A 12,481-nucleotide genomic window follows, 5' to 3' on the forward strand; every position below is an offset into this window, starting at 1 on the left:
TCGCTTAACCCCCGATTCGTCCGCATGGAAAAACGTCTTTTTATTGAAACTGTCGGTTGTCAGATGAACATGCTCGATAGCGAGCTGGTGGTGGCCTCGCTACGCAAGCAAGGCTACGTCCTGACGACCAAGCCGGAAGAGGCCGATACCCTGCTCTTCAATACGTGCAGCGTGCGTGCTCAGTCCGAAAACAAGACGTACAGCCACCTGGGCATGCTGCGCGACTTGAAGGAGCAGAACCCCGAGAAGGTCATCGGCGTGATGGGCTGCATGGCTCAGAACCATCAGCACAAGATCTTCACCCGGGCACCCTACGTCGACCTGATTGTCGGCCCGGGGCAACTGCATCAAATTCCTTCCATGATCGACAAGATCAACGCTGGTGAAGGAAAGCAGATCGAAGTCAGCTTGGGACGTAAGGACGGTACCCGCGATCAAATCACCCGCAGCCACGAAAGCTTCGATCCGCTGCGCGATCCTGAGATGCGTCCGACACCGTTTCAAGCATACGTACGAATTCAAATCGGCTGCGACAAGTTTTGCACCTACTGCATCGTGCCAAGTGTTCGTGGTCCCGAGCAAGGACGTTCGCCGGAAGACATCATTCGCGAAAGCCGTCACTTGGCCGAGCATGGCACGGTGGAAATCACGCTCGTCGGCCAGACGGTTAACAGCTACAAGGCAACCGACTCTAGCGGCAAGCTCTGGCGCCTGGCTGATCTGCTGGCCGAACTGCAAGCGATTGAAGGGCTCGAACGCATCAAGTTCGTGACCAACTATCCGAAGGACATGACGCGCGAACTGTTGGAAGCGGTTCGCGATTTGAGCAAGGTCTCGCCTTACCTGCACGTGCCGCTGCAAAGTGGCTCGGACGAGATTCTCAAGCGGATGAAACGCGGCTACACGGTTGCCGACTACCGCGAGATGATGGTGCGGATTCGCGAGATCGTCCCTGGCTATGCCGTTAGCAGCGACTTCATTGTTGGCTTCTGCGGCGAGACGGAAGAGGATTTCCAGAAGACGGTCGAGTTGGTCGAAGAGTGTCGCTTTAAGAACAGCTTCATCTTCAAGTACAGCGAACGCGAAGGCACCCGCGGTGCCGACTTGTTCATCGATGACATTCCGCATCACGTTAAGCAGCAGCGGAATAACGACCTGCTGGCGATCCAGAATCGCATTAGCCTGGAAGACAATCAGAAAATGATTGGCGAAACGGTACAAGTCCTGGTCGAAGGCCCTAGCAAGACGGCTCTCAAGAAAGCCGATGAGGCCGAGAACCCACACGCGACGCAGTTAATCGGACGAACGCACTGCGACCGGATCGTCGTCTTCGATGGTAATCCGCGACAGATCGGCAAGATTATGCCGGTGGTGGTTTACGACTGCCACGCACATACGCTCTTTGGCGAAGTGGTCACGCAAGAGTGCGGGCCTGAGCTTTTCGCTTTGGGTTAGTGCCACTTTGTGGAGCATTTGCCGCTCCAGGTTTCTCATTCCCGGAATCCTTTGAGTTTATCCAGGAACTGACGAACCTGTTCCTTGCGCTTATCCTTGCCGCGCCAATAGTGTGGAAAATTGGCGACGTAGGATTGCACTTCTTTAAACATCTCGTCGGCGTCAAAGTGCACGACCCCTTTGGGCATCGAGATGTCAACATCTGCTGCCGCTTGGGCCCGCCAAGGGCCACCGAGTCGAGCGACCATGTTGCTTGGCTCGATGGGGTCGTAGTTGTGTTCTGCCCAAACGTTGGTCCAAAGATTGACATTCTTGGGCTTGGTTCGGCTGTAGCCGTTGTACTTGAACTTTCCGAGTTCCTTTTGATCAAAACCGGATTTAATATAATCGGCCACGTCACCGAGAAGTGATTTGATATTGGCGGTGGTGATCCGTTCTTTACTGGAAACCGGATCGAGCGTGACCACGAGATTCACTTCGATTCCGCCATAGCTTGCGGCAAGCGTCTCAGCGAGGTCCATCGCGGTGTCGCCTCCATAGCTATGTCCCACCAGGCAAATCGGTGTCAGAGGATTGAACCGCAGGCTTCTGAAGATGCGCGCCAGAACCACGAGACGATCCGTGTCCCAAGTGAAGAACGCTTTCTCATGCGATGCATCGCTGTACTTTTTGAAAACATCATCACGCACTCGATAGTGCTGGATCCCGTATATCTTGGGCAACTTAAGTGAGTCGGCGATCTTGTTGTAGGCGCTTTCAAACCGGGCGAAGCTATCGTCTCCGTCTCCGGCCCCACCAAAGAAATAGATCAGCGGTCGCTGTAGTTCGACCTCATGCTGGATGAACCCGGTGCGTTCTACAGACGCCGACCTTTGACGGCACATCGTCCCAAGGTCGATGACCTGTTCTGAGCGGACTTGCCGCTGCGGTCCGGGAAGGCGATTGGCACCCATGGCATTCACCCTTGCGAGTAGCGATAGACTCTTCGAATGCTCCAGACTCTTGCCCGAACCAAGTGCGTTGCAGCCTAGTCCGGACACTCTTTATTTTACCTAAAATTTTGGAGAAGTGGCGAGTTTTCAATCGCTTCGAGATGGCTCGGCGAGAAAAACCTTTCCGTGGTAGGAAACCGCAATGATGGGCTTCAACACGTTTGCTGAACGATGGAATGAAACGCATGTCGATCGCGTACCAGCCTGCGTACGATCAGATCGGCATCGCGGACGCGGAGTTCCTCTTGCCTCTCTGCACGGGGTCGCTTTTCCTGATGGCTTGGATTGCTACGATGATGGTTCAGACCTGTCGACTTGACCTGTAGGAGCCACCGAACATGAGCCAACCGAAGATCCTTGCATTTGCCGGAAGTGCCCGCCGCGATTCTTTCAACAAGAAGCTGATTCAAATCGCCGTGAAGGGAGCCAGAGACGCTGGTGCCGAGGTTACTCTGCTCGATCTGGCCGATTTTCCGATGCCGCTGTACGACGGCGATCTGGAAGCAGAGCATGGGATCCCAGAGAACGTGAAGGCCTTGAAGGAATTGTTTCTGGCACATCAGGGATTATTGCTGTCGTGTCCAGAATACAACAGTTCGATTACGCCCCTGTTGAAGAACACGATCGACTGGGTCTCTCGTCCGGTCGAAGGCGAAGGTCCGTTGGCAGCTTACCAAGGTAAAGTATGCTCAATCATGAGCGCATCGCCGGGGGCTTTAGGTGGACTTCGGGGCCTGGTCCACGTGCGAGCCATTCTGCAAAACATCGGTGTGATCGTGCTGCCAAAGCAAATGGCTATTTCGCAGGCTAATAATGCGTTTGCTGATGATGGGTCCCTAAAGGATTCTCGGCAGCAAGAAACGATCGAGGGTTTAGGAAAAACTTTGTGCGGATTCTTGGGGAAACTGCAATAATCTACGTTGCCTCGTCTGACCGCTTGACGGTTCCCCCTGGCACGATTCACCTCAATCTTCTTTTCATTCCTCCTTGCGAGGAAAGCCAGAATGTCGAGCACGTGTATCGACATGCTTGAGCACCCGAAATATCTCGAGTTTGTTGTTTCAGGGGATCCGACAGAGAACGAGTGGATTTCGGTGATGCACAACATCGTCGAACGAATTGACGAGACGGGCAAGTCGCGGGTTTTCATCGATGCGTCGGGAATTGAAAAACCAATCGACTCGATGGTCCGCTACCGAATGGGTATACGAACGGGCGAAACCTTTGGTATCAACGCTCGCTTTGCAGCGCTGCGTCCGGTGTGGGATGATGACAACTTCTGGGAGACGGTCGCGACCAATCGCGGGGCGATCGCCAAATCAGGAGAAGACCGTTCGGTCCTTATCCAATGGCTTTTGAGTGACGAGTGAGGTATCGTCCACTTGGTTTACTTTCGAACATGTCTAAGTACGAACATCCGTATGTCGAACATGCTGACTACCTCGAGTACGTCGTACACGGGTCCGTACGCGACGAGGATCTCTTAGCCGACCTGCTTCAGTCGATGGTTGAAGCTACCGAGAAGACCGGGAAGCGAAGGGTTTTGGTCGATCGAACTGATAGTGGTGATGAAGCGATAACGGACACCATGGTGATCTATCGATTGGCCGTTCGAGTTGGAGAAGCATTTGGGTCGTCCGTTCGCATTGCCGCTTTGTCAGCTCGGGCGGATCAGCATTCATTTTGGGAAGATGTCGCGTCCAATCGTGGCGCTATTGTCAAAGCCGGTAATGATCGAGAGAGCCTCATGCAGTGGCTGTTGAGTGACGAGTAAGGTATGGCCAACTTGGCTTACATTTCATCATGTCTAAGTACGAACACCCCTACCTGGAACACGATGAGTACCTGGAGTTCCTTGTTCCAGGCGATGATCACGACGAAGATTTCTTCAACGATCTGCTTCAGGCGATGGTCGAACTATCCGATAAAACGGGGAAGCGAAGAATCCTCATAGACCGAAGCGGGGCCGATCCCGCCAAGCCAGTCGAGCAGATGGTCATTTATCGGTTATCTCTGCGTATGGCTCAAGCATTTGGAGCAACGGTTCGAATTGCTGCCTTGTCGACGCATACCGAGCAGCATTCATTTTGGGAAGATGTGGCTACCAATCGTGGGTCGATTGTCAAAGCCAGCAACGATCGCGAAAGATTGCTCGAGTGGTTATTACAAGATGGCTGATCTTCAGTGATGCTCATACGCTGTAAACCGCTCTAGCAGTTTCAGCAAGTTGCTTGACGAGGTGACAGGCGGTGCTAGATTTGCGATCTCGTAGTGCCTGAATGTCATTCGGTGATGAATTAGAAACAGAACCCCATGAATAAACTCAGCGTCCAGCAGTTTGAACACCCCGGCTATCTTGAAATTGTCTGCTCAGGCGATCATGTCCCGGAGGATTGGGAGGAGTTGGTTGAACTGACTTATCAAGAGTGTCGGCGTACCGGAAAGAAACGCGTCCTAGTCGACGGATTGAGCCTGAACTCCGGCATGGACAACATGACCCGTTATCGCACGGGGCTGTTGGTCGCAGAGAAATTCGGACCTGAGTACAAGATCGCCTCTCTATCACCGCGGGAACACATTAATTTCTTCTGGGAGACGGTCGCCCACAATCGCGGCGCGAAGGTAAGAACGGCGAGTGACCGCGACACGCTGGTGACTTGGCTGAGCGAGGACGAATAACTGCTTACCACTTGGGGATATGCAGTTTGCGGTTCATCAGCACGATCCAGATGGTCATGCCAATCAAGATGATGCCTGCCGACAGCATGGCCGAGAGGTCCAAATAAAACGTCAAGCCTAGCAGGCCGGCAAATACTACGAGATAAGACATAGGTTGGTTCCAACAAGAAACGACAAGACTTTGTTGGAAGCTTTCGTCGCATCTGCCCCTTTCGCAAGGAATCAGTGGGCAGCAATCACGAACAATCTAAGCTGCACCGTCGGCAGAATCGGCGAAACCGCTACAATCGCGCCCGCGCATAAAAAAATGGCTATCGGACTCATCGTCCGATAGCCATTTTTGTGTTTTCACCGACTTAAAACGGAGCAGGCTTTTCACCTTCGTCCGCAGGCTTCTTGGCCTTCTCTGGCTCGCCACTGGGGGCATTCACCAGGACCTTCAGCGATTCCAGACAACTGATCATGTCTTCCTGGCTGATCTCTTCCCAACCCGCACTGCGGTGGCGAATGATGGCCAGCTTGAAGGCCTCGAACGCATCCAGCACGTCGTCTGGCATCGAGCCGATCTCGGCGAATGGTTTCACCAGCGAAGGCGCTTCGGTCGAATCGCCGATTTCCCCTTCGGCCAGTCCGGCAGATTCCCGGTTATGGGTGTCTTGCTCTTCGTCACCGAAGTCAGGGCCTTCGTGGGTAGGGCCACTTGGTCCGTCCATTTCGCCGATCGAACCACGAACTTCGTCGTCGTTGCCTTGGGCTGGCTCGTAATCTTCGTCGACGTCGGAAGCGACGATTTCACCGTCAGGACGATCGGCTTCGAGCTTGCCCATCGTTTCCCAACGCTGGTTACGCATCGAGGCGACCGACCACTTGTTCTCGGCGGCACCTTCCAGCCACATTTCGGCGTCGTCCCACTCGATCGCGGCCTGGAAGTGGCTCCAGAACAGACCTTCGTAGGTGGGATAGTTATCGCCGAAACGCTCGAACACGCGGCGCAGTCGGCCGACGTGTTGACCAGTGACGCCACCAACGCGGCGAGCCCAGGCATCGTCGGCATATTCAGAGGTGGGCGCCCCTGCTTCCTGCAGAGACGTTCTCCACTGATGAATGATTTTCCCCTTGTCCCAGTTGGTCGTGCTGATCAGCTTGGTCCACTGGCCCAGGTAAGGAGCCGAAGCTTCTTCCAGCTTGGACAGCAGTTCGTCGCTGAGGGGAAACTCGGAGGCAGCGGTTTCAGCACCGGCATCCGCCGATGGTTGGGTGGTATCGGTTGCGGCGAGATCGACAGTTGGTTCTTCCATGCGGACTTGGCTTCCTATCCTTTCGAGACGTGATCCAAATGGGCCCGGCACGCCCACAATTCTTCTCGCGGAGCGGGGCCAACTTCTAAGAGGCACGAATTCTACGCACTGACCTGAGGAGCCTTCCACCGATTAAGACCTGGTGCGTTGAAAATTCTGCTAGCCCATGGCACCAACAAGCGGCCAGACAACAACTTAGGCCTTCACAAAATCTCCACATCCAAGCGTCTGAGATGGGGATAACTTGTCAGCCGTATGTCGAACTTGCCGGGCAAAAACCAAAGCTGCCAGCAAGCAGATCGCCCCAGCGTCAAAAGATGCCGAAGGTGCGGTTTTCTCGGAGAAAACGCTGTGGATCGTTCACGGGAACATTCCCGCCGGAGGCCTGGGTAGAACCGCGAACGATTGCCCAGTGGAATGGCGTTACAGTTCCTCGTCTAGGGCACCGTAGGGGACGCGGGAGAGATCCCCTTTCAGGTCATCGTAGAAGGTCGAAACGGCTTCGACCGCCATGGCGTGGAAGTCATCTTCCCGGGTTGGTCCTTCCAGCGGACCAACCGCCCCGATCGGTGTGGTGGCGTCGTCGAGGTACTTTTCGCTGAACATCAACAGCGGATGAAATCGCTCGCCATCGGCGCCGATCCATCCCATATCGAAGACCTGCCCCATACTCATACCGAATTGAGCACAGATACTTTTGCGGATTCCCTGGTCTTCGATGCCGTTTTGCTGGAGCGTCGCATCGAGTTCGGCAACCTGGGCCAACAGATAGGCGTTCATCAGGTTGCAGTACGTTTCCGTATCGCGACGAATATCAACCGGTTCCATGTTCGTACTCCTGGCGAATGGTATCAAATGCGGGAGACGTCTGTCGCTGGCACCGATTACGCCTGGTTGGCACGCTCTTCGGAGGTGAACCCGCAATGCTTGTGCTTGCCGTCGCAAAATGGCTTGTTGTCCGAGTGGCCGCAGCGGCACAGGGCAATGGTCGGCTTGTCGATGGTATACGAATTGCCTTCGGAGTCTTCGAGCGTTACCGGCCCTTCGACCAAAAAGGGGCCATTGTCACGGATGCGAATCTTGGTTTCAGACATATCCCGATCCTTCACTGGTTGGGTTGGCTAGTGGACCTACTTACTTGCATTCTAGGGGCGCCTGGCGGCCAGTGGGAAGTGTTCAGTTTTCGGTTTTCAGTCGGAGAAGACGATAGTGCTAACCGCTGCTGCTGAAATCTTTCAACTAACTACTCATCATCCGAACGCATGCTTCGCTTGCGGTTCCACAAAAGCACTCCCCAGAACAGCAGGAAGCCGCTCATGCAGGCAAACACGATTAAGCCGCGGCGGATATCGTACGCGCGGGTGCCTTCTGCCAGGCCCAGATACGAGCCAATGGCCAGGTAGATACCCCACAAGGCCAACGCGGCAATTACGCCGACCATCAGGTAAACGGTACTTTTCGACTGGGGAGCCATGCCTAATAGTCCGAACTGCCGTAGTAAACTTCTGCCGTGAGTCCAGTCCGGTCGCGTACGGCCTGGGCGATCGCATCGACTTCCGCGTCTTCCAGCGGCGTGACGATCGATTCCGCTGGCTTGCGGGCCACGGTATAAACCTGGACCAACTTGATCTGGCCGCCTCCTTGGGTGATCTCGTTCAAGCGATCGCAGAAGGCCGAAATCTCTTCGGCCTTGGGGCTTTCCCTCAGCAGTTTCAGGAACATCGATTGAATCACAATCGGACGCACCTTCGCGGCGAGCAGTAGATTATCGAGTACCCGCTGAAATGGAATCTTGGTTCGCTCGATCGTGCGGTAGTATTCTTCGGTGCCGGCATCGAGTTTGGCCCAGATCTCGCCCTGGTTCGCGTCGAGGATCTCGAGACCGCGCTGGACGTGCGGACGATGAAACATGGTGGCGTTGGTGATCAACACCATCTTCACGTCGTCGAGCCCATGCTTGCGTTTGATCTCAGCACTGCGCTCAATCAGCTCGTCAAAGTTCTTATAGGTAGTCGGCTCACCATCGCCGCTGAAGGCGATATCGTTGACGCGCCGCAAATGCTCAGGCGTCTCGGCGAATTTGGCGGTGTGGAAGATTTCGCCGGAAGCACACAGGTCGAGCATCTCTTCCAGTTCGTGGAAGTAGCGATCACTCTCGACAAAGCGTACTTCGCTTTCGGTCCGGCGATCGACCTGGCAGTAGATGCAATCGAAATTGCAGATCTTGTCGGGATTCAGATTAACCCCGACCGACAGCCCCTTGCTCCGTCGAGAGAGGACCGGATAGACGAACCGGTTCCCTTCGAACGTGCGCTGATGCTGGGTATGAAGGTGGTGCGTTGACATTCAATAATCAGTTAGAAGTCTTCAGTATTCGGCAAGCGAACGCCTACCAGCAAGATGACTGGAGCGACGCGATCTCACAACCCCCGTGGACCGTTCTCCACGAAAGCTCTTCGCTGAAAACTGAACACTGAAAAACTGAAAACCAAGAATTACCTTGTTTCCGACGGCTGTTTCTGTCCTACAGGCTCTGCTGGGATATTATGCCCAGGCAGTTCAGAAAGCAAATTACCGCGAATAACCGTCAGCGAGCTTTTCACCTTCTGGACGTCCTCGGGCGGAACGTCGCGAAGGGCTTTGGCGCGGACGCTTTTGGCACAGTCGACCATTTGTTCCCACATCGGTTCCACCTTTTCGGTGGCGCGTATGATCTTCTTGCGGCGATCGTTGGGGTCGGTCTCGCGGACGATCCAGCCATCGCGTTCCATGCGGTCGATCACCCCGACCAACGTCGGTGCTTCGATACGCATCTGGTCGGCTAGTTCGCTTTGTGTGATTTCGCCCATGTACGAAAGCCAACACAGGACTTCCCACTGGCGATAGGTGATGCCGAGTTTCCCCAGTTCATCATTCATCGCGCGTGTCATTAGATGGGCGACACTGAAAACCCAATAGCCCAAGCTATCTTCAAAGTCGTAACGGAGCATTCGATTCTCTTCAGTCTGAGGCTGAATGATTGAGATGAGATTATTGACGAGTCAGCCTTGCTTCTCTGTTTATGCCATCGGTCATTCAGGTACTAAAAAGCACGCGAATAACAGTATTCAAACAACGTTTCCCACTCGGCGTGGGTAACTTTGCGTAAAAGTTCCTCGTTTGCGCACTTGCCGCGACTAACGGCTTCACACGCATCCACCATTGCCATCGGGTCCCAATGTCGCTCCGCCAGGAATTGGGTATGGCTATCGAGGTTTGCTTCGGAGGCTAACGAGTTTGCCTTCTCAGCAAGTGTCTCCATCGCGGGGTGATCGCCCGTGCGGCGAAACCAGTATTTGGCATTGCCGTAATCTGGTTCTCGCCGGTGCATAATCCCGTGCCAGTAACTGCCAGTGGAACTGGGCAGATCCTGACTGACCGTATGCGACTCGTCCAGAAAATTCCAAAGCAGCCACAAACCGCTGATGCAAGCGCGAGCCATCTCACGGTCTTTCACCGGTTTATCGCTCAGGGAATTAACCTGGATTGCCTGAAGCCGCTCGAAGGCCGCCGGATCCGGTTTGCCAGGCCCCAGGGGGCATAACGAGGCATTTTGGATAAGTTCGGCGACTTCGTTTGGGTACTGATCGAAATTCATGCCAACGCGGGGGTCACTTCCAAGAGGGGTACGCTTCATGGTAGCTTTACCATGGCCTAGCTTAACAGGTTTTCGGTCACTAGCGACCTAACTATTTCGAAAATCGAACTACCACGGTTGTAGGCGGCTAGATTCCCTGTTCAGGCCGATTTTTCGCTGATAAACTCAGTTACTTCGCCCTCTTACTATAGAGGTGACCTAGAGGGCGCTAATAGTTACACCCCCTTTAGATTTTCTGATTCTCGTCCGAGGCCTTTCCCATGTCGACTGATCCTCAGAAGGATCCCGCTTCCGTGGAACCCACCCCCCCATCTCCTGAAGCTTCGGCCCCGGAGGCATCTTCCGACGCACCTAAACCGGCAGAACCCCCCGCCGAAACGACCACCGGCGAGTCCGCTGCCGACGATGGTGGCGAGGACAAGGAAAAGAAGAAGGTGCTCATTGGCTCGCAGCGAGACGCACCGAAGCCGGCACCTGCCCAGCGAAAGCCGCAAGCACCCAAGCGTCCTTCGCAGCCCAAGCCCGCTCAGGACGACGACGATCCGACCAAGATTCCGGCCGATCTGACCGAAACGTTGGCCGAAGCCTCGCAGGAAGAAGGCGAGCCGGACTACCGATTGCCCGTCGAAGGAGGCAAGGTCCACGTCCCTAATCGCCGCGAGACGATGGAAGACATCGAAGCCGAGTTGGAAGCCGCGTTCGGTGGAAGCTCGATCGATGACGTGATGGGCAGCCAGACTCCGGCGCCTGCTGCCGTTCGCCTGGAAGAAGGCGATCGCGTGACCGGCACCGTCATTCGCGTGCATCGCGAAGACGTCTTCTTCGATCTGCCGGAAGGGAATCAAGGGATCGCTTCGATCCGCAACTTCGTCGCACCGCCTGCGGTGGGTGACAAGTTGGAAGTCTCGATCGGCGAGTTCAACGGTAGCCAACGTCTGTATGAAGTCGGTATCCCCGGCGCGTCGACCAGCGTCCAAGACTGGGGTGACATCAAAGAAGGGATCGTTGTTGATGCCGTGGTCGATGGCGTGAACAAGGGTGGTCTTGAGTGTGCCGTCGGTACGGCGCGCGGTTTCATCCCAGCCAGCCAGGTTGCCACCTACCACGTGAAGGACCTCGAAGAGTTCAAGGGCCGTAAGCTCCAGTGCCTGGTGACCGAAGCCAATCCCGAGAAGCGTAATTTGGTGCTCAGTGCCCGGGCTGTCGCCGAGAAGATGGCCGAAGACAACAAGAAGAACCTCCTTGGCAGCCTGACAGTTGGTCAGGTTCGCGAAGGAACCGTGACCCGCATTCAAGACTTCGGCGCGTTCGTCGACATTGGCGGCGTCGATGGTCTGGTTCACGTTAGCCAAATCAGCTGGGACCGCGTGCAGCATCCTTCTGACGTCCTTTCCGAAGGTCAGGCCGTGAAGGTGAAGGTCACCAAGATGGATCCCGAGACCGGCAAGATCGGTCTTTCCATCCGCGACACCATGGAGAACCCATGGCAGAAGGTCGCCAGTGAGTTTGCCGTTGGTAAGGTTGTGCCTGGCAAGGTGACCAAGCTGATGGACTTCGGTGCATTCGTCGAAATCGCCCCAGGCATCGAAGGCCTCGTGCACGTTAGCGAAGTGAGCTACAGCCGCATCAGCCGCGTTTCCAGCGTGTTGAAGGTGGGCGAAGAGGTCGAGGTGAAGGTCCTCAGCATCGACCAGACCAAGCGTCGTATTAGCTTGTCGATCAAAGCCACCCAGCCACCACCGGCCGATTCCCGACAAGGAGGCCGTCGCAAGGAAGAACCGGAAACCGACATCGACCGCGAACTGTCGGTCAAGAAGAAGTCGAACCAGCCACTCAAAGGCGGCATCACCAACGACCAAAGCGAAGGTGCCAAATTCGGCTTGAAGTGGTAATACCTAAGCGCCAATTTTGATTCAACAGAAAAGCCCTCACGCCAAATGCGAGAGGGCTTTTTTTATGGTTGATCGGCCCTTTGCGAGTTTAGTCGTCGGGCCGCTTCACTGCGGCTCATTCCTAAGAACCCCGGTTGCAGACCATGTTCGTTCAGATCGCTCAAGGCTTTCTGGTTGACGACCACCAAGACAACCAGACCCACAATCGGAAACAGGATCAACAAGCCACAAAGAACCGCAATCAGCGTCGAATAGACTTGTTGTGCGAGACGAAAGGTGGTGAACATCGCGACGAAAACGAAACACCAGTACGCGATCGATACCGCACGAATGGGAACCCAGAGTCCGGCAACCGTTAACAGCATTGGTCCGATCGCGAATCCGGTATAGACCAGAATCGCGAGTATCGTCAGCCGTTGATACCAGACGATCCGAATAAGACGGGTATCCTCGTCCACCGCAGGCTGCGTGGATTCAATACTCGGCGATCGAAATGGCGAGTCGTCGTGGGGCATCCCAGCATTGTAA

General features: G+C 55.0%; 18 protein-coding genes. 8 read left to right on the forward strand and 10 right to left on the reverse strand.

Going from position 1 to position 12,481, the window contains the following annotated elements:
* The first annotated feature begins 24 nt into the window (after positions 1-24).
* Positions 25-1,455, forward strand: a complete 1,431-nt coding sequence (gene miaB / locus PSR63_RS11945; RefSeq protein ID WP_274333593.1) for a tRNA (N6-isopentenyl adenosine(37)-C2)-methylthiotransferase MiaB — start codon at positions 25-27, stop codon at positions 1,453-1,455.
* A 35-nt stretch (positions 1,456-1,490) separates the two neighbouring features.
* Here miaB and PSR63_RS11950 read toward each other — a convergent pair whose 3' ends face one another.
* On the reverse strand, positions 1,491-2,408 hold the full coding sequence (locus tag PSR63_RS11950) for a hypothetical protein (RefSeq protein ID WP_274333594.1): 918 nt from the start codon (positions 2,406-2,408) through the stop codon (positions 1,491-1,493).
* A 224-nt stretch (positions 2,409-2,632) separates the two neighbouring features.
* Here PSR63_RS11950 and PSR63_RS11955 point away from each other — a divergent pair, with 224 nt between their 5' ends.
* From PSR63_RS11955 to PSR63_RS11980, 6 genes are all read left to right on the forward strand, one after another.
* On the forward strand, positions 2,633-2,773 hold the full coding sequence (locus tag PSR63_RS11955; protein WP_274333596.1) for a hypothetical protein: 141 nt from the start codon (positions 2,633-2,635) through the stop codon (positions 2,771-2,773).
* A 12-nt stretch (positions 2,774-2,785) separates the two neighbouring features.
* Complete coding sequence (locus PSR63_RS11960) at positions 2,786-3,361, forward strand: NADPH-dependent FMN reductase (protein WP_274333598.1); 576 nt, start codon at positions 2,786-2,788, stop codon at positions 3,359-3,361.
* 90 nt (positions 3,362-3,451) lie between these two features.
* A complete protein-coding gene (locus PSR63_RS11965; protein WP_274333600.1) occupies positions 3,452-3,817 on the forward strand; it encodes a hypothetical protein in 366 nt (121 codons plus the stop codon).
* A gap of 29 nt (positions 3,818-3,846) precedes the next feature.
* Complete coding sequence (locus PSR63_RS11970; RefSeq protein WP_274333601.1) at positions 3,847-4,221, forward strand: hypothetical protein; 375 nt, start codon at positions 3,847-3,849, stop codon at positions 4,219-4,221.
* 29 nt (positions 4,222-4,250) lie between these two features.
* The gene (locus tag PSR63_RS11975) at positions 4,251-4,625 is read left to right on the forward strand and encodes a hypothetical protein (RefSeq protein ID WP_274333602.1); all 375 of its coding nucleotides are present in this window, start codon (positions 4,251-4,253) and stop codon (positions 4,623-4,625) included.
* A 135-nt stretch (positions 4,626-4,760) separates the two neighbouring features.
* Entirely contained in the window at positions 4,761-5,126 is a 366-nt protein-coding gene (locus tag PSR63_RS11980; protein ID WP_274333603.1) for a hypothetical protein, read from the forward strand.
* A gap of 4 nt (positions 5,127-5,130) precedes the next feature.
* On the opposite strand, the gene PSR63_RS11985 is transcribed toward PSR63_RS11980, so the two are convergent.
* The 8 genes from PSR63_RS11985 to PSR63_RS12020 form a co-directional block, all read right to left on the reverse strand.
* Positions 5,131-5,277, reverse strand: coding sequence for a hypothetical protein (locus PSR63_RS11985; protein WP_274333604.1), 147 nt, complete (start codon positions 5,275-5,277; stop codon positions 5,131-5,133).
* 205 nt (positions 5,278-5,482) lie between these two features.
* Positions 5,483-6,424, reverse strand: coding sequence for a hypothetical protein (locus tag PSR63_RS11990; RefSeq protein WP_274333605.1), 942 nt, complete (start codon positions 6,422-6,424; stop codon positions 5,483-5,485).
* A gap of 423 nt (positions 6,425-6,847) precedes the next feature.
* On the reverse strand, positions 6,848-7,252 hold the full coding sequence (locus PSR63_RS11995; RefSeq protein WP_274333607.1) for a hypothetical protein: 405 nt from the start codon (positions 7,250-7,252) through the stop codon (positions 6,848-6,850).
* A 56-nt stretch (positions 7,253-7,308) separates the two neighbouring features.
* A complete protein-coding gene (locus tag PSR63_RS12000; RefSeq protein ID WP_274333609.1) occupies positions 7,309-7,518 on the reverse strand; it encodes a CDGSH iron-sulfur domain-containing protein in 210 nt (69 codons plus the stop codon).
* A gap of 149 nt (positions 7,519-7,667) precedes the next feature.
* On the reverse strand, positions 7,668-7,898 hold the full coding sequence (locus tag PSR63_RS12005) for a hypothetical protein (protein ID WP_274333611.1): 231 nt from the start codon (positions 7,896-7,898) through the stop codon (positions 7,668-7,670).
* A gap of 2 nt (positions 7,899-7,900) precedes the next feature.
* Positions 7,901-8,770 (reverse strand): radical SAM protein, encoded by an 870-nt coding sequence (locus PSR63_RS12010; RefSeq protein ID WP_274333613.1) that lies wholly within the window; start codon positions 8,768-8,770, stop codon positions 7,901-7,903.
* Between the two features lie 149 nt (positions 8,771-8,919).
* On the reverse strand, positions 8,920-9,414 hold the full coding sequence (locus PSR63_RS12015; RefSeq protein WP_274333615.1) for a MarR family winged helix-turn-helix transcriptional regulator: 495 nt from the start codon (positions 9,412-9,414) through the stop codon (positions 8,920-8,922).
* A 92-nt stretch (positions 9,415-9,506) separates the two neighbouring features.
* Positions 9,507-10,100, reverse strand: a complete 594-nt coding sequence (locus PSR63_RS12020) for a hypothetical protein (RefSeq protein ID WP_274333617.1) — start codon at positions 10,098-10,100, stop codon at positions 9,507-9,509.
* A gap of 254 nt (positions 10,101-10,354) precedes the next feature.
* Here PSR63_RS12020 and PSR63_RS12025 point away from each other — a divergent pair, with 254 nt between their 5' ends.
* The gene (locus tag PSR63_RS12025) at positions 10,355-11,953 is read left to right on the forward strand and encodes a S1 RNA-binding domain-containing protein (protein WP_274333619.1); all 1,599 of its coding nucleotides are present in this window, start codon (positions 10,355-10,357) and stop codon (positions 11,951-11,953) included.
* Positions 11,954-12,015: 62 nt separating this feature from the next.
* Here the strand turns inward: PSR63_RS12025 and PSR63_RS12030 are convergent, their stop codons facing one another.
* Positions 12,016-12,468 carry a hypothetical protein gene (locus PSR63_RS12030; RefSeq protein WP_274333621.1) on the reverse strand — a complete coding sequence of 151 codons (453 nt, stop codon included), beginning with the start codon at positions 12,466-12,468 and terminating at the stop codon, positions 12,016-12,018.
* Positions 12,469-12,481 lie beyond the last annotated feature (13 nt).

This window comes from Bremerella sp. P1 (genome assembly GCF_028748185.1).
Taxonomy (GTDB): domain Bacteria; phylum Planctomycetota; class Planctomycetia; order Pirellulales; family Pirellulaceae; genus Bremerella.

What these genes read in the sequence shown, in the direction of transcription:
- miaB (WP_274333593.1), top strand. Translation starts at nt 25, where the DNA reads ATGGAAAAACGTCTTTTTATTGAAACTGTCGGTTGTCAGATGAACATG.
- PSR63_RS11950 (WP_274333594.1), bottom strand. Translation starts at nt 2,408, where the DNA reads ATGGGTGCCAATCGCCTTCCCGGACCGCAGCGGCAAGTCCGCTCAGAA.
- PSR63_RS11955 (WP_274333596.1), top strand. Translation starts at nt 2,633, where the DNA reads ATGTCGATCGCGTACCAGCCTGCGTACGATCAGATCGGCATCGCGGAC.
- PSR63_RS11960 (WP_274333598.1), top strand. Translation starts at nt 2,786, where the DNA reads ATGAGCCAACCGAAGATCCTTGCATTTGCCGGAAGTGCCCGCCGCGAT.
- PSR63_RS11965 (WP_274333600.1), top strand. Translation starts at nt 3,452, where the DNA reads ATGTCGAGCACGTGTATCGACATGCTTGAGCACCCGAAATATCTCGAG.
- PSR63_RS11970 (WP_274333601.1), top strand. Translation starts at nt 3,847, where the DNA reads ATGTCTAAGTACGAACATCCGTATGTCGAACATGCTGACTACCTCGAG.
- PSR63_RS11975 (WP_274333602.1), top strand. Translation starts at nt 4,251, where the DNA reads ATGTCTAAGTACGAACACCCCTACCTGGAACACGATGAGTACCTGGAG.
- PSR63_RS11980 (WP_274333603.1), top strand. Translation starts at nt 4,761, where the DNA reads ATGAATAAACTCAGCGTCCAGCAGTTTGAACACCCCGGCTATCTTGAA.
- PSR63_RS11985 (WP_274333604.1), bottom strand. Translation starts at nt 5,277, where the DNA reads ATGTCTTATCTCGTAGTATTTGCCGGCCTGCTAGGCTTGACGTTTTAT.
- PSR63_RS11990 (WP_274333605.1), bottom strand. Translation starts at nt 6,424, where the DNA reads ATGGAAGAACCAACTGTCGATCTCGCCGCAACCGATACCACCCAACCA.
- PSR63_RS11995 (WP_274333607.1), bottom strand. Translation starts at nt 7,252, where the DNA reads ATGGAACCGGTTGATATTCGTCGCGATACGGAAACGTACTGCAACCTG.
- PSR63_RS12000 (WP_274333609.1), bottom strand. Translation starts at nt 7,518, where the DNA reads ATGTCTGAAACCAAGATTCGCATCCGTGACAATGGCCCCTTTTTGGTC.
- PSR63_RS12005 (WP_274333611.1), bottom strand. Translation starts at nt 7,898, where the DNA reads ATGGCTCCCCAGTCGAAAAGTACCGTTTACCTGATGGTCGGCGTAATT.
- PSR63_RS12010 (WP_274333613.1), bottom strand. Translation starts at nt 8,770, where the DNA reads ATGTCAACGCACCACCTTCATACCCAGCATCAGCGCACGTTCGAAGGG.
- PSR63_RS12015 (WP_274333615.1), bottom strand. Translation starts at nt 9,414, where the DNA reads ATGCTCCGTTACGACTTTGAAGATAGCTTGGGCTATTGGGTTTTCAGT.
- PSR63_RS12020 (WP_274333617.1), bottom strand. Translation starts at nt 10,100, where the DNA reads ATGAAGCGTACCCCTCTTGGAAGTGACCCCCGCGTTGGCATGAATTTC.
- PSR63_RS12030 (WP_274333621.1), bottom strand. Translation starts at nt 12,468, where the DNA reads ATGCCCCACGACGACTCGCCATTTCGATCGCCGAGTATTGAATCCACG.